Origin of the sequence: Massilimicrobiota sp. SW1139, from assembly GCF_012027715.1 — a bacterium.
GTDB lineage: Bacteria > Bacillota_I > Bacilli_A > Erysipelotrichales > Coprobacillaceae > Allocoprobacillus > Allocoprobacillus merdigallinarum.
Genome location: NZ_SJOR01000010.1, coordinates 23,828 through 47,662 on the forward strand (window position 1 = coordinate 23,828; position 23,835 = coordinate 47,662).

Genomic DNA, 23,835 nt, shown 5'->3' on the forward strand with positions numbered 1-23,835 from the left:
ACCCCCTCTTATTATGCATTGTCACTGACAAGTTCCACTTCTTTAGCTTCTTTATTGATGACGTCAGTTGATTTAATGACAACACCTTCATCAACAATAGCTTTGTAGATTTCTGCACCCTCTTCTACCAATACACCTGGCATTAAGACAGAATCAACAACCTTTGCACCTTCACCGATATATACATTGTTGAATAAGACAGAACCTTCTACATCACCATTAACGATACAACCTTGAGTAACAAGTGAATGCTTAATTGATGCTTCTTCACCAATAATTTGAGGTTTACTCAATGTATCTTCAGTATAGATTTTCCAATCCTTTTTCACATTATAAAGATCTAACTCTTTATCATCTAACAAGTCCATATTGGCTTGCCATAAACTTTCCACAGTTCCAACATCTTTCCAATAACCAGAGAATTCATAAGCATATAATTTTTTCTTATCTTCTAACATCATTGGAATGATATTCATACCAAAATCATGTTTACTATTTTCATCTTTTGCATCTTCAATCAAATATTTTCTTAATTCTTTATAAGTAAAGATATAAATACCCATAGATGCCAAAGTTGATTTTGGTTTTTCAGGTTTTTCTTCAAATTCATAAATTGAACCATCTTTATTTGTATTCATAATACCAAAACGACTTGCTTCTTTTAAAGAAACATTTAAAACAGCCACTGTTAAATCAGCACCTTTTTCTTTATGTGCTGCCAACATTTCAGCATAATCCATCTTATAAATATGGTCTCCTGATAAAATCAAAACATATTCAGGATCATATTGATCTAAGAAACTGATATTCTGATAAATGGCATCAGCTGTTCCTGCATACCATGTTGCTCCAACTCCACCTCTTTCACGAGCTGGTAAGATAGCAGCTAATGAGTTATTTCCATCAAGTCCCCACTTAGTTCCAGCACCTACATATGTTCCAAGCAAGACTGATTCATATTGTGTCAAAACTCCAACAACATCAATTCCAGAGTTCGCACAATTACTTAAAGGAAAGTCTATAATTCTATACTTTCCTCCAAAATGTACAGCAGGTTTCGCTACTTTTGCAGTTAATGCTTCAAGACGTGTTCCACGTCCTCCAGCTAAAATCATCGCAACAATTTCTTTTCCCATAATTTTTCCTCCTCAATTGTGATTATGAAAGTGCTTACCTATACCTCTATTTTATCACAATCTTTTTTAAAAAAATACTATTTCATGTCAATTTTAATTAAAAATTTTTATCAAATTTTTATCAATTTCATCCTGTTTTTAAATAATATTGAACTCATCAATATTTCTTTATTTTTAGCAACTTTTCTAAATTTTTTCATATAGTGAATAGAGGTGATTAGAATGTCTCCTAGAATCTTATACAACGATTCTGATGTTGATTTACTGGCACGCATTATGAAAGCTGAAGCATTAGGCGAAGGTGAAGAAGGTATGTTGATGGTCGGTAATGTTGTCGTAAATCGTGTCGTAGCTAACTGCGATGTTTTTAAAGATACACGCACAATTTCTGAAGTTGTTTATCAAAAAAATGCTTTTTCTGGGGTCGGACAACCATTATTCAATCAACCTGTTAACGCCAAAGAAAAAGAACTGGCTTTACGCAATATTGATGGTTATCGTATTGAACCAGCTACAAATGCCTTATGGTTTAAAAATCCTGGCAGCAATGTCTCATGCCCCCAACAATTTTATGGCGAACTCAGCGGCCGTTACAAAAATCACTGTTTCTATGCACCTGGTGCTAAATTAAATTGCGACTTATAGGAGGATATATGGATACAAACAATCAAACAATCGTTCCCGAATCTCAAACTTCATCTCTACCAACTCCCATTTCTGAACAGACTTATTTAGAAAATATTTTACGTTTAAATATCGGAAAACTTGGTACTTTTTACTTCACATATACTGGCAGTGAAGACTGGCGCGATCGTGTATACAAAGGTATTATCGAAGAAGTAGGACGTGACCATTTTGTCGTACGTGACCCAAAAAATCAAAAATATTATATTTTTCAGTTTGTCTATTTCGTTTGGGCCGAATTTGATGAACCTATCAATTTTAATACACGATAGCAATTAAAAAAACCAATAAAGTTTCGTTCTTTATTGGTTTTTATTCACTTGCTTTCTTTAATTCCTGATTTTTTAATTCAATCAGATATTTTCTCACTTTCGAGATAAAATGCAATGACCCCGTTACCACAATATGCTGTTTTTTTATATAAGCTGTCTGCATAGCCTCAATATAACTTTTAACAATTGTTAATTGAGGACGTGGTTCTATGGTCGATAAATCAATAGCTCTTTCATCCTGAAACGTTGTCACATAGACAGGATAACCTGCTTTTAACATTTCATCAATCATCTCATCAACATCACGATCATTCAAACAAGAAAAGATAATCGCTACATCCTTTTCTTTTTTGACTCTTAATGTCTGCAACAAAGCTTGGATTCCAGGCATATTATGCGCTCCATCAATATCAACCTGTACATCATGATAAGATAATGTTTCATAACGCCCTTTCCATGAAGCCTGTTCAATCGCTGGTTGTGTAACAATAGGATCAAACTTAATAAGTTTTGAAGCAATAGTTAAAGCAAGTCTGGCATTTGTTACCTGATAGATTCCTTGATTTTCCAAGGTAAATGCCATATCACGATATCTAAAATGAAATGGATAACATGATACCTGATATTCTGGAACGACATACATCACTGCTCCCATAGCATCACATTGTTCTTGAAATCTTGCTAGAATTGTTCCTTTTGTCTCACTGGTAATAAACATCTGATTCGGTTTTATGATCCCCATCTTTTCATTAATAATATCATAAATATCCCCTAATTGTTTTTGATGATCAAGCCCTATATTCGTAATGGCACTGACAATAGGATCAATGACATTCGTTTTATCATTCAAACCGCCAATACCCGTTTCAATAATACGATAATCCAAATCTAAAGATTGAAAATAAGCCAACATGATTAAGACATCAATTTCAAACATAGATAACTGATCTTCTTCAATGATGCGATAATATTGATTCACGTATTTCAATAAATCTTCATCACTTATAGGAATATCATCAACACGAATACGATCATTATGACTGATCAAATAAGGTGATGTAAAAGTTCCAACTTTATACCCATGAGCATTTAAGATACTTCTTAAATAATTCACAGTTGAACCTTTTCCATTGGTTCCAGCAATATGTATCATATTTTTTTGTTTCATTAAAATATGACATTTATTTAAGGTTTCTCGAAATTGATCAATTGTTCTTTTACTTCTTTTTGATTCTATATATGCAATGGCATCATTTACATGAGTAAACATTAACGAATCCTCCAATCTATCGGTTCTATCCCTTGACTTATTAAAAACTGATTCGTTTTAGAAAAAGGTTTCGAACCAAAAAAACCACGATAAGCTGATAAAGGTGAAGGATGAGGGCTAGTAATGACACAGTGTTTTGTCTGATCAATCATTTTCGCTTTATCAATAGCCTGTCTTCCCCACAATATAAATACTAATGGCTTCTCTCTTTGATTCATAGCCTCAATAATATGATTGGTGAAAATTTCCCATCCTTTTTCTTTATGAGAATTAGCACGATGAGCTTGTACTGTCAACACAGTATTTAATAATAACACACCCTGATGTGCCCACGCAGATAAATCACCATGACGAGGAATATCAATTCCAACATCATCATGTGCTTCTTTATAAATATTAACCAGACTCGGCGGAATTTGCACACCCTTTGCGACACTAAAAGCCAAGCCATTAGCCTGATGTTCTTCATGATAAGGATCCTGCCCAATAATGACAACTTTAATATCATCATAATCTTTAAAATTAAAGCAATGAAAAATACGATTGCGAGGTGGATAAACCGTATGTATCTGATATTCATGATTCACAAAAGCTTCTAACTGCTGATAATAAGGCTGTTGACGTTCATGACCAATAATTGTTTTAAAATCCATTAAAGAATAAACCTTTCTACAATTTCAGCAATGACACCTTCATTATTGTCTGCTTTTGTGACAACATCACAAACTTTTTTCACATCTTCCACAGCATTACCAGCTGCAACTGATAAACCAGCAACTTCTAACATTGGTAAATCATTATAATTATCCCCTACAGCAATACATTCAGATAAATCAACACCAATGATTTGAGCTAAATGTTTTAATCCCTGACCTTTATCCACACCAATCTTATTAAATTCCATATAACGATTAGAAGAATAGCTCACTGCACACATTCCCTCAGTGATAGCTTTCATTTGAGGTTCTAGACTCATTAAATAAGGCACATCTGTATTTTGGAAAAGGATTTTTGAGATAGGCTCATTCTTTAGAAAATCCATTGTATTTTCAGTCATGATTTCACATTCAACCTGTTGTTCACGAATACGCTTCGCTTCAGATTCAGATAAATTATAAACATATACTTTATCCTTTGTATAAATATGCTGGCAGACATCTTGCTGTAAACCAAATTCAAAGATTTCTTTTGTCTTTTCAAAAGAAAGTCCTTCAAAATATAAAAGCTTATTATCTTTGTTTTCTGTTAAAGCTCCACCATTGAAAGATAAGACATATTCTTGTGGTATATCATACAATCCTAATAATTTTAAATCACGTTGAATAGACATGAAACCACGCCCAGTTGCTGGGACAAATTTCACTCCTTTTTCTTTCGCCATTCGTATAAAATCAATATTTCTCTGACAGATCTTATGTTGATCATTCAACAATGTTTCATCCATATCACTTGCGATCACTTTATATTTCACTTTTATTTTTCCCCCTTTAAAATAAATTTTTCAATCACTTCTTTAACAGCTCCCTGATCATAGTCCACCGTTGTAACATAATCACTGATAGCTTGAATATCTTGAGCTCCTCCAGCCACACAAACACCTAAACCAGCTTCCTGAATCATCGAAACATCATTATAATTATCACCAATCGCTATCACATTTTGTTTATCTATATGAAGATAATCAGCTAACCATTTCAATGCTGCCCCTTTACTGACACCTAAAGGATTAAATTCCAGATAACGATATGATGAATAACTGATTGAAAACTGTTTTTTGATATCCTCTGGTAAATCTTGTTCAACACTCTTTAAATAATCCATATCAGGTTTGACATATAATAATTTCGCAATCTTTTCATTTTTTAAAAAATCCATATGATAATCATCTATAACCGTAAATGCTGCTTTTTGAGCTTTTTTTCTTGCAATCTCCGTTGGATCTGGTTTAAATAAATAACAATGATTTAATGTAAAAATCATAATACATACATTATAATTTTCTCCTAAGTCAAAAAGTTGTTTAGCCTGATCAAAAGCTAATCCCTGAAAAGACAATATTTGAGCATTTTGATTTTCTACAATCAGCCCACCATTAAAACAAATAGAATATTCATGGGCCTGGTTGGCTGTTCCAATTTCTTTAAGAATGTCTTCAATCATTGAAAATGAGCGTCCCGTCGCTGGCACAAACTTAACATCCTTAAGCTGTCTGATAGCTTCCTGATTAAACTTAGGAACATGATGATTGACTAACAATGTTTCATCTAAATCGGATAAAATCATTTGATACATGATCATTCCTCCTCATATAAAAATGCCATGAATAGAGGCACTCTTTGACGCCATTCGCTTTCATTATGTCCAGTCCCTTCAAAATAATGGGCTTCCAGATGTTCTATTCGAGATTGTAATTGCTCGTAAATGATTTGATTGCTTTCTATGTACCATTGATTAATTTTTTGATCATCACCACTTTCAAATTCACCCAAGTCCAAATAAAAACGATTATCCTGACTATATTGTTGATGCTTGATCACATCTAAAAATTCATCAACATAGAACCAGAAAGCGGTAGATAAAGCCGCACACTTTTTAAAAACATCAGGATAACGAAGAGCCCCATAAGCACTAATGACTGCCCCCATAGAGCTACCCACAATACCAGTATTTTCTTTTTGGGTACGAAAACGTTGATCAATATAAGGTTTAAGCTCATCTTTTAACCAATCAATATAAGCTTTTCCTTCTCCACCAATAATCATGCCTTTTTGACCCGTTTCCTGATAAGACAATGCTTCATTAATCTTCCATGGACCATACTCATCCATACGTTTAAAACCTGTTTCATTGCATGGAATGGCGACAAGGATGATTTCCATTCCTGTTTGTTTGACATACTCTAAAAATCCCCAACTTATACCACAATAAGAGGAATAATCAAAGAAAGCATTTTGTCCATCTTGAATATAAAGAACAGGATAATCTTTATTTTGTTGATAATAATCATCTGGTAAATATACAATAATTTCACGTTCTCGCTGTAATGTTTTCATGGGAAAACAAAAAGATACAAACATTTCACAACCTCCTTTGATAAGACAAAAAAATAAGCCCGAGCTTATTTTTTTGTTTCTGGTAATTTAATAACCTCTTCTCCATCATCAGGAAAAATATATTGCTCTCTGGCATATCTGGCAACATAATCATCATCCGCTAAAAGTTCCACTTCTTCAGATAATTCTTTCTTTTCCTTTTCTAATTCTGCCTTTCTTTCTTCTAGTTGTGCGAGCTGCTGCTTTTGACCTATGACACGATAAGCATTCACTCCTAGGGTATAAATCAGCAAAGCAGAAAGACCAATATAGACAAAGCCTAAGAGTTTTTTATATCTTGGTGTTTTCTTTTTTGCCATTTTCTCTTCATCCTTCCTATTCTTTTTTGTATTATACCATTAATATAACGAAAAAAGAAGATAAAAGGTGAGAATATTCTTTTGAAAATAGATACAATCTTTTCTAAAAAGTACAAAAGATAATACGCATAATAATGACTATATAACAAATATCCCATTAACATAAAAATAAAAAAATAAAGTCTTAAAATTCCTTCATTCAAGAACACCAAACCATAGAAATAAAGCATTCCAAAACAGATACCTATCAGGCATTGACAAATGTATCTTAAAAACATGGGAATGCCATACAACAAACGATTCATGATATGATAAACACCCGTCATGACAAAACCAAATAAAAAGGAATAAAACAGACATTGAAACTGTACAATTAAAGACATTATTTCAAGAGTTTATTAAACATTTTTTCTTTAGGATGTTGTTTTTTCTTATCTGAAACATAACTGATACTATCAATATTGCCACGAATACTGACTTCATTTTGATCTTGATCTAAACGCACTAACGTCAGTTCACTTCCTGTAATATTTAAATAACCTAGGGATGTTTCAATCAAAAATTCATATGCATCAAAACTTTCTATTTTTTTAACTCCTGTTAACTCTAAACTTTTACGATCTTTTAAACATACATGATGATAAGGCGTCTGTTCAAAATGTAAACTATTATCCATATTCAACCCTCCTACATCAACATATGTATATCAAAAAAAATTATGCTAAAAAGAGGGCTACAAAATTGTAACCTCTGGCTTTTTCTTCTCTTCTATAATTTCATATAACATATGACTATCATCTTTTAAAACATGTTCTCTTAATTCTTTGACTTTCACTACAAGAATACTACGTCCAAATTCTACTTCAATGATGTCATCTATCTTTAATTGAGTGGAAGGTTTTGCGACCTTTCCATTCACTTTAACACGTGAAGCTTCACTCATTTCTTTAGACAAAGTTCTTCTTTTAATAATTCTTGATACTTTTAAAAATTTATCTAAACGCACGATTCTATTTCCTCCTCAATAATATCTTTCACAAAATCCAGCAAAGTCTGATCCATTAAATAATAAGGTGTCTGATGACTTAACATAATCAAAGCCCCTTGTATTTCCTGTTCACAAAGCAATGGATAAATAGTCACTTGTTCCTGTTTACCATAAAATTCCATTGTCGTTTCAATATGCTGTTCTTTTTGATCTAATAATAATAGAAAATCTTTTGTTAAATCACGTCTTTGATATTTAGCCAGTCCATCTGATGAACAGACCACAATACATCTTTTATCACACAGTAAAAATGTATTATGGTACTTACTATAAAGACGTTCTAATAAGATTTGAATTGTGGGACTTAATTTATGCAAGATAGAAAATTTTGTTAAAACAATGTGATTATGTTCTACTGCAAACGAAACACTTTCTCCTTCTTTCAACATTAACTGTTTTCTAATTTCTTTAGGAATAACAATTCTTCCCAAATCATCCATTCTTCTAACCATTCCAGTTGTTTTCATGATTCTTTCACCTCAAATATTCATTTGATATTAGTATATCCACTCCCAATTCTTTTAATCTTTGATATTCTTTAAAATCAGGAATTGTCCATGAAGCAACAAGAATATTGTGTTGTTTTAATTGTTTGATTCTTTGGCTATTTAAAAAATCATAACGTGGATGAAAAGCACCAATATGATATTTGAGAAGCTCCTGATATTTTTTATCATAATTTTCTTCCATTAAATATCCTACATACCCTTGTGGATAAAGACTTTTCATTTTTAATACTGATGGTAAATAAAATGATGAATAATAAATTTTCTTTTCAACACCTAACTGACAGACCAGCTGATGTACTTTTTCTTCAAGTTCAGTATAATGAATAACATCTGTCTTAAGTTCAATATTGACTAAAAAATCTTTATCTTGAATAAAAGTCAGTAAATCTTTTAATAATGGTAAAGGATAATAACCAGCAGATCCATGAGAAAATGAAAATCTTTTTAATTCATCATATGTGTAGTCTTGAATATATCCTTTTCCATCACTTGTTCGATCAATAGTTTCATCATGAATCAAAACCAGTTGACCATCCTTGGTCATATGAACATCTGTTTCCACGCCATCAAAGCCTTTTTGGTAAGCTTGAACAAAAGCTTCCATGGTATTTTCTGGATACTGAGCACTATATCCTCTATGAGCGAATAATCTCATATCTTTATCACCTGCACTATGCTATAATATTATACTATAAATGTGAGGTGTTACAAATGATTAAAGCTATATTTTTTGATATTGATGGAACTCTTTTATCACACTCAACACAAAGTGTTCCTGAATCTACCAAATTAGCTCTGCAACTATTAAAAGAAAAAGGAATTTATACTTTTATCGCAACAGGAAGACATATTTCTGAAATCAGGGATTTACCTTTAGATGATTTAGAATTTGAAGGATATATTACACTTAATGGTCAATACTGTTACAATAAAAACAAAGTGATTTATGATTTACCAATTGATCCACAAGATATTCAACAAATTCTTTCTTTCATTGATCAAAAACCATTTCCATGTATTTTTGTTGAAGATGATAAAATGTATATCAATTACCACAATCAAGCTGTTGAAACGGTTCAAAAGGCCATTTCTACTCCTTTACCTGAATTAGGTGATTTAAAACGTGGTTTGACTTATCCTATTTATCAAGTCATTCCTTATGATATTACAGTTGAACAAGAACAAGAAATTCTCCAACAGATGCCCCACTGCCAATATACACGTTGGCATGATTTAGCCATTGATATCATTCCAAAAAAGGGTGGTAAACAAAATGGCATTTTAGAAGTTTTAAAAAGCTATCATATCTCACTTGAAGAAACAATGGCATTTGGTGATGGGCATAATGATATAGACATGTTAAAGTTAGTTAACATTGGTGTTGCAATGGGAAATGCAAAGGATGAAGTCAAAGAAGCCGCTGATGAAGTCACTGATGATATTGATCATGATGGTATTTATCAGGCACTCAAAAGACATCATATCATCTAAATATTCATTTATCATTTTTGATAAAAGGACAAGGCATGAAAACCTTGTCCTTTGATTTATTGTATTAAAACTTCAGTAATTACAGGTACAACTTGTTTCTTTCTTGAAATAACACCAGGTAAACTTGCCTGCTGATCAACAAGTTCAACATGGAAAGCTGTTTCCACATAATCTTTACGAGGCCCTGCGACTAAAACTTCACTTGTCGCATTAATAACATCAGTTAAAAGCAACATTGTAAATTCCATATGATTATCTTTTGCAACCTGTTCCATATAATCAAGCATATCTTTTTTATATGGAGCAAATCCTTCAATATCCATTGTATTGACTTGTGCAACACCTGCTGATAAATCACCAAATGTAAACTTCTTATAATCCTGATTGAAGATTTCTTCAACAGTTTTACCAACCAATGAAGTTCCTGCTTTAAACATACTCATACCAAATTCCTGAATATCTACTCCAGCTATAGCTGCAAGTTCTTTAGCCATTTTGGTATCAGTTGGTGTACATGTCGGAGATTTAAATAACAATGTATCACTGATAATAGCCCCTAACATTAAACCAGCCATATCTTGAGGAATCTCAACACCAGATTCTTTATAGCATTTTGCTACAATTGTTGCAGTACATCCAACTGGTTCAGCTCTAAATAATACTGGTCCAACTGTTTGAATATCAGCAACTCTATGATGGTCAACGATTTCTAGAATTTCAGCTTCTTCAATACCATCAATAGCCTGACTTCTTTCATTGTGATCGACTTGAATGACTTTCTTCTTCATTCCATTTAACACCTGATAACGTGAAATAGATCCAACAACTCTACCCATAAAATCAATAACTGGATAACTACGATAACGTGTTTCACTCATGACTTCTTTAACATAATCGACTGTATCATCAGTTGAAAAAGTTGTTAAACCACCTTTTTGCATGACATATTCTACTGGCACAGCCTGAATGATTTGTTGTGATGCCATGAATGTATTGAATGGCGTTGAAATGACACTCATATGTGCATCTGCACAACGCTGTAATAATTCTTTAGAGATAGAAAGTGATCCAGTTAAAATAATCAATGATATCTTTTTATTCATTAAATGTTCAATCGCTTCATCACGATCTCCACCTACAATGACAACATCATTTTCATGCACACGTTTACTAGCTTCTTCACCAGTCATAGCAGCAATATGAATTTCACCTTTGATTGTCTTTAACTGTTTATCCAAATAAAGAATACTTGCATCCAATGTATCAATCACATTTTCAATTGGTGTATTTGCTTCTTTTAGAATTTGACTATCCCATTGGTCCATATATCCTTCAATAATATTAGAAGTTGATAATAACCCCAATAACTGACTATGATCATCTAATACAGGAGCACTTTTTAAATTTTGCTGTTTCATTAATGACCATGCTGTTTTTAATGTTAATTCTTTTGAAAAGACTGTCACTTTATCATATTCTAAGTCTTCAACTGTCTGTTTAACAGTTTTTAATAAAACTGGAATCTCTGTATGAAATCTTTTTAAAATATATTCCGTTTCCTTATTAATTTCTCCTAATCTGACTGGTACCGCATTATAACGTCCAATTGTAAATAAATAATTGGCATAAGCAATCGCACTACAAATAGAATCACTATCTGGATTTTTATGCCCACTGACAAAAACAATGTCTTTCATGTCTATCCCCTTTCTCTACATTTTCTTTAAATAACGATAAATTGTCGGTTCACTAACAGCCAATTTTTCAGCAACAAGTACAATTGCTCCCTTGACTTTAAATGTTCCTTTTTCCTGTAAGTATTTGACAACCTTGATCTTTTCTTCAACATTTAATCTTTCAACTAGAAAATAACTTGGAAAGCCCATTTTTTCCAGGCATTCTTTAATATATTTATCAATCATTTCATCCAATGGTGATGATAAAATCTCAATTGGATTATCAAGCTTAAATTCTACGTCTTTACGTTCTTTAATACCAAGAATTCTTTTTAATGTCGTTTCCATATATTCATAATCAGAAATATTGACATTGACACAAAGCATTCCTACAGGCATTTCCTGCCCATCTTCTTTGATAAAGTATGTTGCTGAACGAAGTAATTTTCCATCACTACCTGTTGTTTTATAATTCATGACATAATCATGATCTTTATATTGTTTTGTTTTTAAGTAATGAATAGATAAATTAGATAATTTAGCACCTATTTCTCTACCAGAAATATGACTATTCGCAATCGCAACAATTTCCTGTTCTTTGGAAGTGAGATCATGAAGCGCTACTTCCACATTATCACCTAAAGCCTCTCCTAAAAAATCAACTAACTTTGCATAGGGTTCTAATAATTTATACATGAATTTCGCCTCCAATGTGATTATACACTATATTTTCAAAAAGAGATAGCTTTTTTATCATGATAAAAACTAATTATGAAATTTCTATAGATGCATCAATCATATATTGATCATCACTCCCATTATATTCTGTGAAAGATAGCTCATCAAAAAGATTGTGACAAGAATTTCTGCAATGATCCCACATATCATACCATTCATACAGGACTTCGCTTTTTGAGGAAAGTCTTTACGCCAAATGATATATAAAACCAATCCTACAAGTGGCGCAAAAAAAGATATCAGAGCAAATAAAAAACTGGGTGCATCTGTTTCATGATAGACATATGGTGAATTTTGTAAGGGATAGCCACAATTTGGACAATACTGCATATCCTCCTGAACCACTTTTCCACAATGCTGACAATACACAAAAACCACTTCCTTTTCTACAATCTTTTCATGACATCATTATCATATTCAATTCTTTCGTGATAACTTTTCTTAATGTTATTATATCATTTTAAATTCAATAACAAAACAAACATAATCCAAACTATAAAACAAAAGACTTAACTTCTTTTATAGAAATTAAGTCTCCAATCATTTTAATCAATAACTTTCATACCACCATATTTTCTGATTTTTAAAATATGACAACTTCCTTCACCAAAATACTTTTCAATTCCCTGTTTATATGCTTCAACATAATCATCTTCTACAAAAGCTTGAATTGTTCCAGCAAAACCACCACCATGAACACGACATACTCCATGTGCTCCTAATAAATTTTCAGACAATGCGAGAGCTAAAGAAACAGCCTGTTGTCCAACATAATGATTAGAATAAATATTTTGAAGATATTTAAATGAACTTTCTCCTGAAGCTTTGACAATTGTCTTAAAAGTATCAAAGTCTTCCTGTTTTAATGACTGAACAGCCTGTTGAACACGTTTATTTTCTTTAAAGACATGAATGGCTCTTAAAACAGCACGGTCATTGACTGCTTCTCTGACTTCAGTTAAATGTTCATAAAATTCTTTTTCGTCCACATCTCTTAAGTATTCCTGATGGAAGAAATGATCGACTTCTTTCAATTCTTCAGGAATAGACGCATAATCTTCTGTTAAATCAGCGTGTGAAGCATGGACATCAACAATACACAAACTATGATGGAAACGTGGAAAATCAACATTTATTTTTTCTACAATAGGATTTTCATTATCCTTGAAATCAATATGAATCAAACTTCCCACTGAGCAGGCACATTGATCCATTAATCCACATGGTTTTCCAAAATAAACATTTTCACTATATTGACCAATTTTCGCAATTGTGACAGGATCTACTTTCATATCATTATACATACCTGATAATATCGTTCCAATCATCACTTCAAAGGCAGCTGATGAAGATAATCCAGAACCTTGTAAAACATCACTTGTCATATATCCCACAAAGCCACCAATTTTATATTGAAGTTGTTGGAATCTAGCAAGAATACCACGAATCAATCCTTCTGATGACTCTTTTTCATTTTCTCTTAATGTCAAATCATCAATGTGAATAGCTTCAATATCATAATCATCAGATAAAATTTTAATCTTTGTATCATCTTTTGCAACGACTGCAATGATATCTAAATTAATAGCTGCAGCTAAAACTTCACCATGTTGATGATCAGTATGATTCCCACAAACCTCGCTTCTTCCAGGTGTGCTATAAATGCTGACTTCCTGATCACCATATAAATCAATGAATTTTTCAATAGCTTGAACATATCTTAATTTTTGATGTTCTAATTGTTCCTGATCAACATAAATATCTAAAAACGTATCATTATAAACATTGTTTTGAATATCTTGAATAATTAAACTTGCTTTTTTCATTATTGAATAACTTTAAACTGATATGATGTTATTTCATCATATGTTTCTCCTTTCTTTAATAGTGTTGTTGGATGTTCTTCTAAATGAATCGCATCAGGCATATTCTGTGTTTCAATACATACAGCATCTCTTGCATAATAGCGTTCTCCATATTTTCCTAATCTTCCATCCAAATAATTAGCTGTATAAATCTGAGCTTGTGGTAAAGTTGTTGACACAATCAATTGTCTTCCTGTTGGCTCATGAGTTAAAATCACCTGATTGCTTTGCGTATCAAAAAGAAATGGATGATCAAATCCTTTACCAATTTTTAACTGTTCATCATCCTGTTCTACTCTTTCACCAATAAGTGCAGGTTGTCTGAAATCAAATGGTGTTCCTTCAACATCTTTCAATTCACCAGTTGTTAAACCATCAGAGTCAACACAAGCAAATTGGGATGCATGAATCTGTAAAGTATGCAGATAGATGTTTTCTTTGTGTCCTGACAAATTAAAATATGAATGATTTGTAATATTAATAAGCGTATCTGCTGATGATGTTGCCTGATAATGAGCAGTTAAAGTATCATCTTTTAATGTATATGTGACTGTTAAATCTAAATCACCTGGATAACCCTCTTCTCCATCTTTTGATAAATAGTGAAGTTTTAATGTGTGTTCATCTTCAATTGTGTAATCAAAAACCTGATAACTAAATCCTTTGATCCCACCATGTAAATGGTTAGGACCGTTATTAACAGCCAAATGGTAATCTTGACCATTTAAACTAAATTGTCCTGCTTTAATTCTATTAGCAACTCTTCCTACCAACGCTCCTAAATAAGCATCTAATGTCTGGTATTGTGTAAAATCATCATAACCTAAAACGACATCATCTTTATGTCCATTTTTATCTGCCATGATAACTTTGATAATTGTACATCCATAATTGGATACAACAACTTCTAATTGTTCATTTTTCATAGAAATCAAATCAATTTGATCATCTATATGTTTGATCACTTCAATCATTATTATCCTCCTCCTTACATAATGACTCTACAAAACTACAAAATGCTTCAATACCTTCATCATTCATTTTAAAAACACCAGCATCTTCTAAAACTTCTACAAACTTTATTGTGAGAGCTGTTTTCAAAACATCATCAACCGTATCTTCTTGAATCTGATAGTTTTCTTTGATTTCATTATACCATAATTCATGTTTCTGTAATTCAGGATATTCACTGATTTCTTTTTTTCCTAATAGACAGTCTTTTAATAATTCCAATTCCACTTTCAAGCGTGCTGGTAAAACTGCTAAACCCATCACTTCTATTAAACCAATATTTTCTTTTTTAATATGATGCAATGAAGCATGAGGATGAAAAATGCCATCAGGATGTTCTTGAGAAGTTCGATTATTTCTTAAGACAAGATCCATTTGATAGTCATGATTTTTCATTCTTGCGATTGGAGTGATGGTATTATGTGGTGTTTGATCACTGTGTGAAAGAATATCTAGAGATGGATTAGAATAATTCTTCCATGCTTTTAATGTTTTTGACGCAAATTCAACAATTTTTTGTGAATCTTGGCAAGTTACTCTGATTGTTGAAAGTGGCCATTTTAATATTTCAATCTTTAAATCAGGATATTTGTCCCATGTCATTGTTTTAATAACATCTGCATTATTCATTGGAAACTCATAACATCCACCCTGATAATGATCATGTGTTAAAATTGATCCTCCTACAATTGGTAAATCTGCATTAGAACCTAACATATAATGGGGAAACTGTTCAACAAAGGATAACAGATGTTGAAACGTATCCTGATTAATCACCATAGGAATATGTTCTTTATTTAAAACAATACAATGTTCATTATAATAAACATAAGGTGAGTATTGTAAATAATAATCTGTATCATTTAATTTCAATGGAATAATACGGTGGTTTTGTCTGGCAGGACGATTAAAATCACCACTAAAGCCTACATTTTCCTTGCATAGTAAACATTGAGGATATCCACTTGTTTTGACTAATTTTGCTTTTGCAATATCTTTAGGATCTTTCTCTGGTTTAGATAGATTAATTGTAATATCTATATTGCCATATTTATAATATTTTTGAAATTTAATATTCTGGTCCGTTCTGTTTTTACGAATATAATGAGAATCAATAGAAAGCTGATAAAAATACTTTGTCGCATCCTGAGGAGAACGGGCATAGCGTTGACGAAATTCTCGAATCACCTCACTAGGTCTAGGCATCAGACAATTCATAATGCGTGTATCAAATAAGTCTTTTTCCACAATACTATCTTCAATAATTCCCTTATCCACTGCATAGTCTAACATCTTTTCTAAAATACCTGTACTGTCACTAATCGTTTCATGAATATCTTCTTTATAAAATTCATTCATTTTTAATAAATCCAACAGTAAGTTGACTGTATAGTCCACATCTTCCTCTTGAATCAGATGATGATCTAACCCAAATTGTATTAACTGATTAATCTCATGGTTCATATTTTGACCCTCCCTTTTCTTACCTATACCATACCACGCTTCCAACAAAACTTCAAACATTATTTACTTATTTTTAAGTAAAATTTTACTTATAAAGTTATTCTATGAATTTCATGGCTTTTTATAACATTTTCCTATATAATATAGAAAACAAGGAGGTAATTATGGCCACTTTAAAAGATATTGCCCAAATGGCTCAAGTTTCAATTGCGACAGTTTCCCGCATCTTAAACAATGATCCTACATTAAGCGTTCCTCAACAAACAAGAGAAAATGTCTTAGAAGCCGCAAAAGCACTGCAATACCAAAAGAAAAAGAAAAACGACCCTGGTATTCATATTTGTCTGATTCAATGGTATTCTTTACAACAGGAAATCAATGATCCCTACTACTTAACTTTACGTCATGGTGTAGAAGATTATTGTGCCAAAAATGGAATTATTTTAAGAAGAATATTTAAAGATGATGTGAACATTGAAAAGTCTTTAAAGGGAATTGATGGTATTATTTGCCTAGGTAAATTTAGTAAAAGTCATATTGAAACTTTAAAAAAATATAATGATGCTATTATTTTATTGGATATGGATTATGAAAATTTAAAAGAATGTTCGATAGTTTTAGATTTTGATTTAGCTTTAAAGCAAGCTCTGACATATTTAACAAATCTAGGTCATCAAAAGATTGGTTATCTTGGTGCTGTTGAATATTTAGATGATGGACAAGCTTATGATGATATAAGAAAAAAATCTTTTATCAAATATGCTAAAGAATATCAAATAGAATATGAAGATTATATGATTGAAGGAGAATTTACCAGTGAATCAGGTTATGCTATGATGTCAAACATGATTCAATCTCATCATTTACCAACAGCTCTTTTTGCTGCCAGTGATCCGATTGCGATGGGCGCAATGAAAGCTTTGAATGATTATGGTTTCCATATTCCTGACGATATTTCTATTATTGGTTTTGATAATATTGATGCCAGCAATTATACATATCCGCCTCTTACAACTTTTTATGCTCCTGCATTTGATATGGGACAATTTGGGGCCAGATTACTTCATCAGGCTATTAAAGATCATACCAAACTCTTACCAATGCGTATTCAACTCCCATGTTATTTAGTAGAAAGAGAATCATGTCAAGCTTTATAATTTCTAACAAAAATCATATGATAAACTTCGTGTTTATCAACTGAAATAATCAATTTTTTAAAATCTATATATCTTAGATAAATAAAAAAAACAGGATTGATGAAGCAACCCTTATGATTTGGATAATCCAATCATAAAGATCACTTCATTTTCCTGTTTTATTTTTGTTTTAATGCTTCATCAATCGCTTGAGCTGCTTTTTTACCAGCTCCCATAGCCAAAATAACTGTAGCTGCTCCAGTGACAACATCGCCACCAGCATAAACACCATCTTTAGATGTTTTCATTGTTTCTTCATCCACAATGATTCCACCCCATTTTTGAGTATCTAAACCAGGTGTTGTCTGTCTGATTAATGGATTAGGACTTTGACCAATAGAAACAATCACTGTCCCCGTTTCAATAACAAAGTTTGAACCTTCCTTAACAACCGGTCTTCTTCTACCACTTTCATCAGGTTCACCAAGTTCCATTTCTACACATTCCATAGATTTAACCCAACCATCTTCACCTTCAATTTTGACTGGATTTGTAAGTAACTTGAAAATAATGCCTTCTTCTTTAGCATGATGTACTTCTTCAGCTCTGGCTGGAATTTCTTGTTCACCACGACGATAAACAATATATACATTTTTTGCTCCTAAACGTTTTGCAGTTCTTGCAGCATCCATTGCGACATTTCCGGCTCCAATAACACAAACTGTTTCAGTAATTTTCACTGGTGTCGGATGATTTGGAAATTCATAACCTTTCATCAAATTAACACGTGTTAAAAATTCATTAGCTGCATAAACACCATTTAAATTTTCACCAGGAATACCTTGGAAACGAGGAAGTCCAGCGCCACTTCCAACAAAGATAGCTTCATAACCTTCTTCTTGTAATTCATCAATTGTCATAGAACGTCCAACAACAACGTTTGTTTCAAATTTGACACCTAAATCAGCGACCCCATCAATTTCCTTTTGAACCAAATCTTTAGGTAAACGGAATTCAGGGATTCCATATGATAAAACGCCACCTGTTTTATGCAAAGCTTCAAAAACAGTCACATCATATCCTTTTTTCGCTAATTCTCCTGCACAAGTCATACCTGCAGGTCCACTTCCGACAACGGCAACCTTTTTTCCATTCTTTTCAATATGATTATCTTTCTTTTGACCATGCTCACGATGATAATCAGCAACAAATCTTTCTAATCGTCCGATTCCTACTGATTCTCCTTTGATGCCACGAACACATTTCCCTTCACATTGATTTTCTTGAGGACAGACACGTCCACAAATAGCTGGAAGAGCATTTTCCTGTGTAATAATGTCATATGCTTCTTCAAAGTTTCCTTTTGCAACTTCAGCAATAAATTCAGGAATAGGCACACCGACTGGACAACCATTCTTACATGGACTATGTTTACAATTTAAACATCTTGTAGCTTCTTCCATAGCCTGTTCTTTTGTATATCCTAATGCAACTTCCTTAAAGTTCTGATTTCTAATCTGAGGTTCCTGTTCAGGCATTTTCACCTTTTCTAATGACATATTAGGCATTATTGAACACCTCCCATTAAATTACACATACGATTTGCTTTTTCATCCATTTGATGTTCTTCTTCTTTAAACATTCTTTGACGTGCCATCAGTTCATCGAAATCAACTTGTAACCCGTCAAAATCTGGTCCATCAACACAAGCAAACTTAATTTTACCATCAACAGTTACACGACAACATCCACACATACCTGTTCCATCAATCATAATTGGATTTAAAGAAACAGATGTTTTTATATTATGGGGTTTTGTAACAGCAACAACTGCTTTCATCATTGGCACTGGTCCAATCGCAATCACTTCATCAATCTCTTCACCTTGTTCAATCAAATCAGCTAACACTTGAGTTACAAAGCCTTTTTTACCAAGTGATCCATCATCTGTTGTTATATAAACATTTTTACAGAACTTTCTAAATTCATCAGCCCATAAAACATATTGTGCTTCTCTTCCACCAATAATCACATCAACATCAACACCCATTTGTGCTAAAGCTCTTAACTGTGGATAAAGTGGTGCACTTCCTACACCACCAGCAACACCAATAACATGTTTTGAAGCATGTAGTTTTGTTGGTTCTCCTAAAGGTCCTACAAAATCTGTAATTTCATCACCTTCATTTAATAAAGATAATGCTTTTGTAGAATATCCAACAATTTGATAAATAATCGTAATTGTTTCTTTTTCTCTATCATAATCAGCAATTGTCAATGGGATTCTTTCTCCATCATCACCCACTCTTAAAATGATAAACTGTCCTGGTTCACATTTTCTCGCAACATGGGGTGCATGAACAACCATTAACTCTACAACATCATTTAATTTTTCTTTGTGTAAAATCTTATACATTTCGATCAACCCCTCTCGTAGTTTAAAAAATTATATCACAGGGATAATTTTTTCGCAATACAACATCATCATTATCTCTTGACCTCCATAGGATTCATAGCTTATGATATGAAAAAAGGAGAAATGTTTTATGAATAAAAAACTTATATTTTTTGATATAGATGGAACTTTGTTGGATGAACAGAGTGGATCTGTGCCAGCTTCTACAATTGAAGCTATTGAAAAAGCTCAAAAAAATGGTCATCTTTGTTTTATTAATACCGGTCGTCCCATCTCTACAATTGATAAGGTCATCACTGATCTTCCTTTTGATGGCTATGTCTGTGGTTGTGGAACCTATATCGAATATCAACAAAAAATATTATTTCATACTGAATTAGATTTTGAACTAAGAAAAAAAGTGATTCAAAGCATTGATCAATATCAGGTCGATGCAATGTTAGAAGGAAAAAGTGGTGTTTATTTTTCACAACATTTAAAGCATCCTTTTATTCAAGCTATTAAAAAGAAATATCAGGATCTTCATTTTCAAGTTCACAGTTTTTCTAGTCATGAGGATGTTCCTTTTGATAAACTCACTGTCTGGTATCAACCTGACACACAGATTGAAGCCTTTAAAAAAGCATTAGAAAACGACTTTCTTATTATTCAAAGAGATATTGATTTCTTAGAAATTGTGCCTCTTCCATATTCTAAAGCAACTGGTATTCAATACTTGATTGATCATCTTGGATATACTTTAAAAGACACTATAAGCATGGGTGATTCCCTTAACGACTTACCTATGTTAACTTATACACATGAATCAGTTGCTATGGGAAATAGTCATCCTCTTTTATTGGGCCAAGTCACTTACATAACAACCCCTGTTAACCAGGATGGTATTCAACATGCTTTAGAACATTTTCATCTTATATAAAAGTAAAAAGAACGTGGGGAAACGTTCTTTTTGCTTTTATAGACGAATTTGATATATAGGGAGAGGGGTCGTCTATATTTTATCATATTATATGTCTTGTCTTAAGACACTTATATATTAACCCAGCCATATGAATTCATTGTGAATTTCATAAGAACTTTATGTGAACTTTTTTAAATATTGCCATTTTAAACACAAAAAAAGAACGTGGGGAAACGTTCTTTTTACTTTTATAGACGAATTGGTATATAGGGAGAGGGATCGTCTATATTTTATCATATTATATGTCTTGTCTTAAGACACTTATATACTACCGAGAACTTATGAATTCTCTATGAACAATTTCTTAATTCACAGTTTTTCTTGATTAGTATTGTGCTTCTACATTCGCTTGTACAACATAAATCTGATTTGGTACACATATAATACTTTTTGAACTTCCTTCTTTAACCCAACCAACTTTTTCACAATCATGATTAGGACAATCAACATTGACTGCACGATATTGATGATCTTGCACTTCTAAATGAAATTCACCATAATCTCCTTCAAAAGTATATGTCTGATTCTTTGATATATCTATTGTTTCAATAATCTCATCATGATAATGGATTTCTATAATACCACCTTTTTTATCTTGAGTCAGTTGATAAATGAGATAGATTGCACCAATCACAATACATAAGCCAATAATAAAAATAATATCTTTCTTTTTCATATATGATTTCCTTTACTTTTATTTTCTTTATTATGGTAATCAAGAGTGACACATAAGTCAATAATTTTATGAATTTTAATCTTTGTTATTTCATAATTGATAAGATAGGTGTATAATATTTATATAGAAATATTATAAATAAGGAGGAATCTTGATATGGTTAAAATCATGTTAGCATGTAGCGCTGGTATGTCAACTAGCTTACTTGTCACAAGAATGCAAAAAGCTGCAAAAGAAAGAGGTTTAGAAGCTAAAATTTGGGCTGTTAGTGAAACTGCTCTTACAACAGAATATGCTGCTGATCCATGTGATGTTTTACTTATTGGACCTCAAGTTCGTTTCCGTTTAAATTCTATCAAAGAACAAGTTAAAAACGCTATCCCTGTTGATGTTATTGACATGCGTACTTATGGTATGATGGACGGTGAAAAAGTTTTAGACCAAGCTTTAAAAATGCTAGAAGATTGGAAAAAATAAGCGTTAAACATTCGCTAACATATGAATACTTAAAAAGGACATTTCTAAATGCCCTTTTTTTACTTAATCTAAATCTTCTCCATTAGATGCAATAACTTTTTTATACCAATAAAATGAGTCTTTACGACTTCTAGAAAAATCTCCTGTTCCATCATCATGTCTATCCACATAAACAAATCCATAACGTTTTGCATATTGTCCTGTTCCTGCAGAAACCAAATCAATTGGTCCCCAAGTTGTATAACCAATTAATGGGACACCATCTTCAATAGCTTCCTTCATAGCAGCAATATGTGGTCTTAAGTAGGCAATACGATAATCATCATGAATAGAACCATCTTCTTCAACCTTATCAAATGCTCCAAGTCCATTTTCAACAATCATTAATGGTGTATGTGGGTAACGGCCATTCAATAATTTTAATGTATAACGTAAACCATCTGGATCAATTTGCCATCCCCAGTCACTTGCTTCTAAATAAGGATTTTTAGCACCAACTGTCATATTACCTTTAGCCATTTCTACATCCTTACTTACAGTAATACAGTTAGATTGATAATATGAGAATGTATAGAAATCAACTGTTCCTTCTTTTAAAATTTTATTATCTTCTTCAGTGATATAAGAAGTATCAATACCATGTTCTTTAAAATAACGCCACATATATGATGGATATTCACCACGAACCTGAACATCACCACAGAAATTATTCTTGAAATCATCTTCATCATATGCAGCTAAAATATCCTTAGGATTTGGTGTCAATGGATAAACTGTTGTATGAGCAATCATGTTTCCAATCATAAAATCAGGGTTAATTTCATGTCCTGCTTTCACAGTTAATGCACTGGCAACAAATTCATTATGTAATGCTTCAAACATTTTTTGTGGATCACTCTTTAATTCATCCAATGGAATACGATGATCTGAATTGACATCTTCAGGATCCATCATTCCTAAACCATAAAGATTTCCAATTCCTCCTTCACCCATACATGCAATATTGATTTCATTAAAAGTTAACCAATATTTCACTTTATCCTTATATCGTTTAAAGCATGTTGTTGCATACTTTACAAATAAATCAATCACTCTTCGATCAGTAAAACCATTATATTTTGTGACAATATTCCATGGAATTTCATAGTGACATAAAGTAATTAATGGTTCCATTCCATGTTTATGACATTCATCAATCACATCATCATAAAACTTCAAACCTGCTTCATTTGGTTCTTCATCATCACCATTAGGGAAAATACGTCCCCAGTTAATTGAAAATCTAAAAACATTCCATCCCATTTCAGCAAACATAGCAATATCTTCTTTATAATGGTGATAGAAATCTACAGCTTCATGACTTGGATAAAAGGCCGTAGGATCTGTTTTTGGTAAAAATGTTCTTGGTGTATTCACATCTCCACCTAATAACATATCAGGCACACATAAACCTTTTCCATCTTCTAGATAAGCACCTTCACATTGGTTGGCAGCAACTGCTCCACCCCATAAAAATCCTTTAGGAAAACCCATTTTTTATTACCTCCATTTCTTTATAACTTTATTATAAAACATTTTTTCTATTTGTAAGAA

28 protein-coding genes are annotated in these 23,835 nt (G+C 32.3%); 6 read left to right on the forward strand and 22 right to left on the reverse strand.

The genetic code is table 11. From position 1 onward, the window contains the following. Positions 1-11: 11 nt before the first annotated feature. Entirely contained in the window at positions 12-1,136 is a 1,125-nt protein-coding gene (locus tag E0K96_RS07110; RefSeq protein ID WP_087244306.1) for a glucose-1-phosphate adenylyltransferase, read from the reverse strand. 222 nt (positions 1,137-1,358) lie between these two features. Here E0K96_RS07110 and E0K96_RS07115 point away from each other — a divergent pair, with 222 nt between their 5' ends. Both E0K96_RS07115 and E0K96_RS07120 read left to right on the forward strand, forming a co-directional pair. Continuing rightward, the gene (locus E0K96_RS07115; RefSeq protein ID WP_087244307.1) at positions 1,359-1,781 is read left to right on the forward strand and encodes a cell wall hydrolase; all 423 of its coding nucleotides are present in this window, start codon (positions 1,359-1,361) and stop codon (positions 1,779-1,781) included. An 8-nt stretch (positions 1,782-1,789) separates the two neighbouring features. Then, the gene (locus E0K96_RS07120; RefSeq protein WP_168082199.1) at positions 1,790-2,092 is read left to right on the forward strand and encodes a spore coat protein GerQ; all 303 of its coding nucleotides are present in this window, start codon (positions 1,790-1,792) and stop codon (positions 2,090-2,092) included. A 40-nt stretch (positions 2,093-2,132) separates the two neighbouring features. On the opposite strand, the gene E0K96_RS07125 is transcribed toward E0K96_RS07120, so the two are convergent. The 11 genes from E0K96_RS07125 to E0K96_RS07175 all read right to left on the reverse strand — a co-directional run bounded on the left by E0K96_RS07125 (position 2,133) and on the right by E0K96_RS07175 (position 8,986). Then, positions 2,133-3,362, reverse strand: a complete 1,230-nt coding sequence (locus E0K96_RS07125) for a bifunctional folylpolyglutamate synthase/dihydrofolate synthase (protein WP_168082201.1) — start codon at positions 3,360-3,362, stop codon at positions 2,133-2,135. Next, a complete protein-coding gene (locus tag E0K96_RS07130; protein WP_168082203.1) occupies positions 3,362-4,015 on the reverse strand; it encodes a uracil-DNA glycosylase in 654 nt (217 codons plus the stop codon). The genes E0K96_RS07125 and E0K96_RS07130 overlap by 1 nt, the downstream gene beginning before the upstream one ends. Beyond that, positions 4,015-4,833, reverse strand: a complete 819-nt coding sequence (locus E0K96_RS07135; protein WP_168082205.1) for a Cof-type HAD-IIB family hydrolase — start codon at positions 4,831-4,833, stop codon at positions 4,015-4,017. Before E0K96_RS07135 ends, E0K96_RS07130 begins: the two co-directional genes overlap by 1 nt. A gap of 2 nt (positions 4,834-4,835) precedes the next feature. Then, a complete protein-coding gene (locus E0K96_RS07140) occupies positions 4,836-5,654 on the reverse strand; it encodes a Cof-type HAD-IIB family hydrolase (protein ID WP_168082207.1) in 819 nt (272 codons plus the stop codon). A 2-nt stretch (positions 5,655-5,656) separates the two neighbouring features. Further along, the gene (locus E0K96_RS07145) at positions 5,657-6,415 is read right to left on the reverse strand and encodes an alpha/beta hydrolase (RefSeq protein ID WP_240924463.1); all 759 of its coding nucleotides are present in this window, start codon (positions 6,413-6,415) and stop codon (positions 5,657-5,659) included. A 65-nt stretch (positions 6,416-6,480) separates the two neighbouring features. Further along, positions 6,481-6,774, reverse strand: coding sequence for a septum formation initiator family protein (locus E0K96_RS07150; protein WP_087244313.1), 294 nt, complete (start codon positions 6,772-6,774; stop codon positions 6,481-6,483). After that, positions 6,735-7,157, reverse strand: coding sequence for a spore cortex biosynthesis protein YabQ (yabQ, locus tag E0K96_RS12345; RefSeq protein ID WP_087936571.1), 423 nt, complete (start codon positions 7,155-7,157; stop codon positions 6,735-6,737). The genes E0K96_RS07150 and yabQ overlap by 40 nt, the downstream gene beginning before the upstream one ends. Then, on the reverse strand, positions 7,157-7,450 hold the full coding sequence (yabP, locus tag E0K96_RS07160; RefSeq protein ID WP_087244315.1) for a sporulation protein YabP: 294 nt from the start codon (positions 7,448-7,450) through the stop codon (positions 7,157-7,159). Before yabP ends, yabQ begins: the two co-directional genes overlap by 1 nt. Before the next feature lie 57 nt (positions 7,451-7,507). Continuing rightward, positions 7,508-7,780, reverse strand: a complete 273-nt coding sequence (locus E0K96_RS07165) for an RNA-binding S4 domain-containing protein (protein WP_087297195.1) — start codon at positions 7,778-7,780, stop codon at positions 7,508-7,510. Next, positions 7,771-8,289: an AbrB/MazE/SpoVT family DNA-binding domain-containing protein gene (locus E0K96_RS07170; RefSeq protein WP_168082211.1), complete on the reverse strand. Its 519-nt coding sequence runs from the start codon at positions 8,287-8,289 to the stop codon at positions 7,771-7,773. The genes E0K96_RS07165 and E0K96_RS07170 overlap by 10 nt, the downstream gene beginning before the upstream one ends. A 7-nt stretch (positions 8,290-8,296) precedes the next feature. Beyond that, positions 8,297-8,986 (reverse strand): glycerophosphodiester phosphodiesterase family protein, encoded by a 690-nt coding sequence (locus E0K96_RS07175; protein WP_168082213.1) that lies wholly within the window; start codon positions 8,984-8,986, stop codon positions 8,297-8,299. A 56-nt stretch (positions 8,987-9,042) separates the two neighbouring features. Between E0K96_RS07175 and E0K96_RS07180 the strand changes: the two genes are divergently transcribed. Beyond that, entirely contained in the window at positions 9,043-9,822 is a 780-nt protein-coding gene (locus E0K96_RS07180) for a Cof-type HAD-IIB family hydrolase (protein WP_087244319.1), read from the forward strand. A 56-nt stretch (positions 9,823-9,878) separates the two neighbouring features. On the opposite strand, the gene E0K96_RS07185 is transcribed toward E0K96_RS07180, so the two are convergent. From E0K96_RS07185 to E0K96_RS07210, 6 genes are all read right to left on the reverse strand, one after another. Continuing rightward, positions 9,879-11,519, reverse strand: coding sequence for a putative manganese-dependent inorganic diphosphatase (locus tag E0K96_RS07185; protein ID WP_168082215.1), 1,641 nt, complete (start codon positions 11,517-11,519; stop codon positions 9,879-9,881). A 15-nt stretch (positions 11,520-11,534) separates the two neighbouring features. Further along, entirely contained in the window at positions 11,535-12,194 is a 660-nt protein-coding gene (locus tag E0K96_RS07190) for a helix-turn-helix transcriptional regulator (protein WP_168082217.1), read from the reverse strand. Positions 12,195-12,293: 99 nt separating this feature from the next. Beyond that, positions 12,294-12,605, reverse strand: coding sequence for a zinc-ribbon domain-containing protein (locus E0K96_RS07195; protein WP_168082219.1), 312 nt, complete (start codon positions 12,603-12,605; stop codon positions 12,294-12,296). Between the two features lie 176 nt (positions 12,606-12,781). Continuing rightward, positions 12,782-14,062 (reverse strand): galactokinase, encoded by a 1,281-nt coding sequence (locus tag E0K96_RS07200; RefSeq protein WP_168082221.1) that lies wholly within the window; start codon positions 14,060-14,062, stop codon positions 12,782-12,784. Continuing rightward, positions 14,062-15,075 (reverse strand): aldose epimerase family protein, encoded by a 1,014-nt coding sequence (locus tag E0K96_RS07205; protein WP_168082223.1) that lies wholly within the window; start codon positions 15,073-15,075, stop codon positions 14,062-14,064. The genes E0K96_RS07200 and E0K96_RS07205 overlap by 1 nt, the downstream gene beginning before the upstream one ends. Next, complete coding sequence (locus tag E0K96_RS07210) at positions 15,068-16,576, reverse strand: UDP-glucose--hexose-1-phosphate uridylyltransferase (RefSeq protein ID WP_168082225.1); 1,509 nt, start codon at positions 16,574-16,576, stop codon at positions 15,068-15,070. The genes E0K96_RS07205 and E0K96_RS07210 overlap by 8 nt, the downstream gene beginning before the upstream one ends. A 164-nt stretch (positions 16,577-16,740) precedes the next feature. Here E0K96_RS07210 and E0K96_RS07215 point away from each other — a divergent pair, with 164 nt between their 5' ends. Then, complete coding sequence (locus tag E0K96_RS07215; protein ID WP_168082227.1) at positions 16,741-17,733, forward strand: LacI family DNA-binding transcriptional regulator; 993 nt, start codon at positions 16,741-16,743, stop codon at positions 17,731-17,733. A gap of 158 nt (positions 17,734-17,891) precedes the next feature. Here the strand turns inward: E0K96_RS07215 and gltA are convergent, their stop codons facing one another. Continuing rightward, entirely contained in the window at positions 17,892-19,280 is a 1,389-nt protein-coding gene (gene gltA / locus E0K96_RS07220) for an NADPH-dependent glutamate synthase (protein ID WP_168082229.1), read from the reverse strand. After that, positions 19,280-20,128 (reverse strand): sulfide/dihydroorotate dehydrogenase-like FAD/NAD-binding protein, encoded by an 849-nt coding sequence (locus tag E0K96_RS07225; RefSeq protein ID WP_168082231.1) that lies wholly within the window; start codon positions 20,126-20,128, stop codon positions 19,280-19,282. The genes gltA and E0K96_RS07225 overlap by 1 nt, the downstream gene beginning before the upstream one ends. 130 nt (positions 20,129-20,258) lie before the next feature. Between E0K96_RS07225 and E0K96_RS07230 the strand changes: the two genes are divergently transcribed. Beyond that, the gene (locus E0K96_RS07230; protein ID WP_168082233.1) at positions 20,259-21,047 is read left to right on the forward strand and encodes an HAD family hydrolase; all 789 of its coding nucleotides are present in this window, start codon (positions 20,259-20,261) and stop codon (positions 21,045-21,047) included. Positions 21,048-21,414: 367 nt separating this feature from the next. On the opposite strand, the gene E0K96_RS07235 is transcribed toward E0K96_RS07230, so the two are convergent. Further along, positions 21,415-21,765, reverse strand: a complete 351-nt coding sequence (locus tag E0K96_RS07235) for a NusG domain II-containing protein (RefSeq protein ID WP_168082235.1) — start codon at positions 21,763-21,765, stop codon at positions 21,415-21,417. A gap of 156 nt (positions 21,766-21,921) precedes the next feature. On the opposite strand from E0K96_RS07235, the gene E0K96_RS07240 reads away from it, so the two are divergent. After that, positions 21,922-22,242 carry a PTS sugar transporter subunit IIB gene (locus tag E0K96_RS07240; protein WP_087244331.1) on the forward strand — a complete coding sequence of 107 codons (321 nt, stop codon included), beginning with the start codon at positions 21,922-21,924 and terminating at the stop codon, positions 22,240-22,242. A gap of 63 nt (positions 22,243-22,305) precedes the next feature. Here E0K96_RS07240 and E0K96_RS07245 read toward each other — a convergent pair whose 3' ends face one another. Then, positions 22,306-23,775: a glycoside hydrolase family 1 protein gene (locus E0K96_RS07245; RefSeq protein ID WP_168082237.1), complete on the reverse strand. Its 1,470-nt coding sequence runs from the start codon at positions 23,773-23,775 to the stop codon at positions 22,306-22,308. Positions 23,776-23,835: the final 60 nt, after the last annotated feature.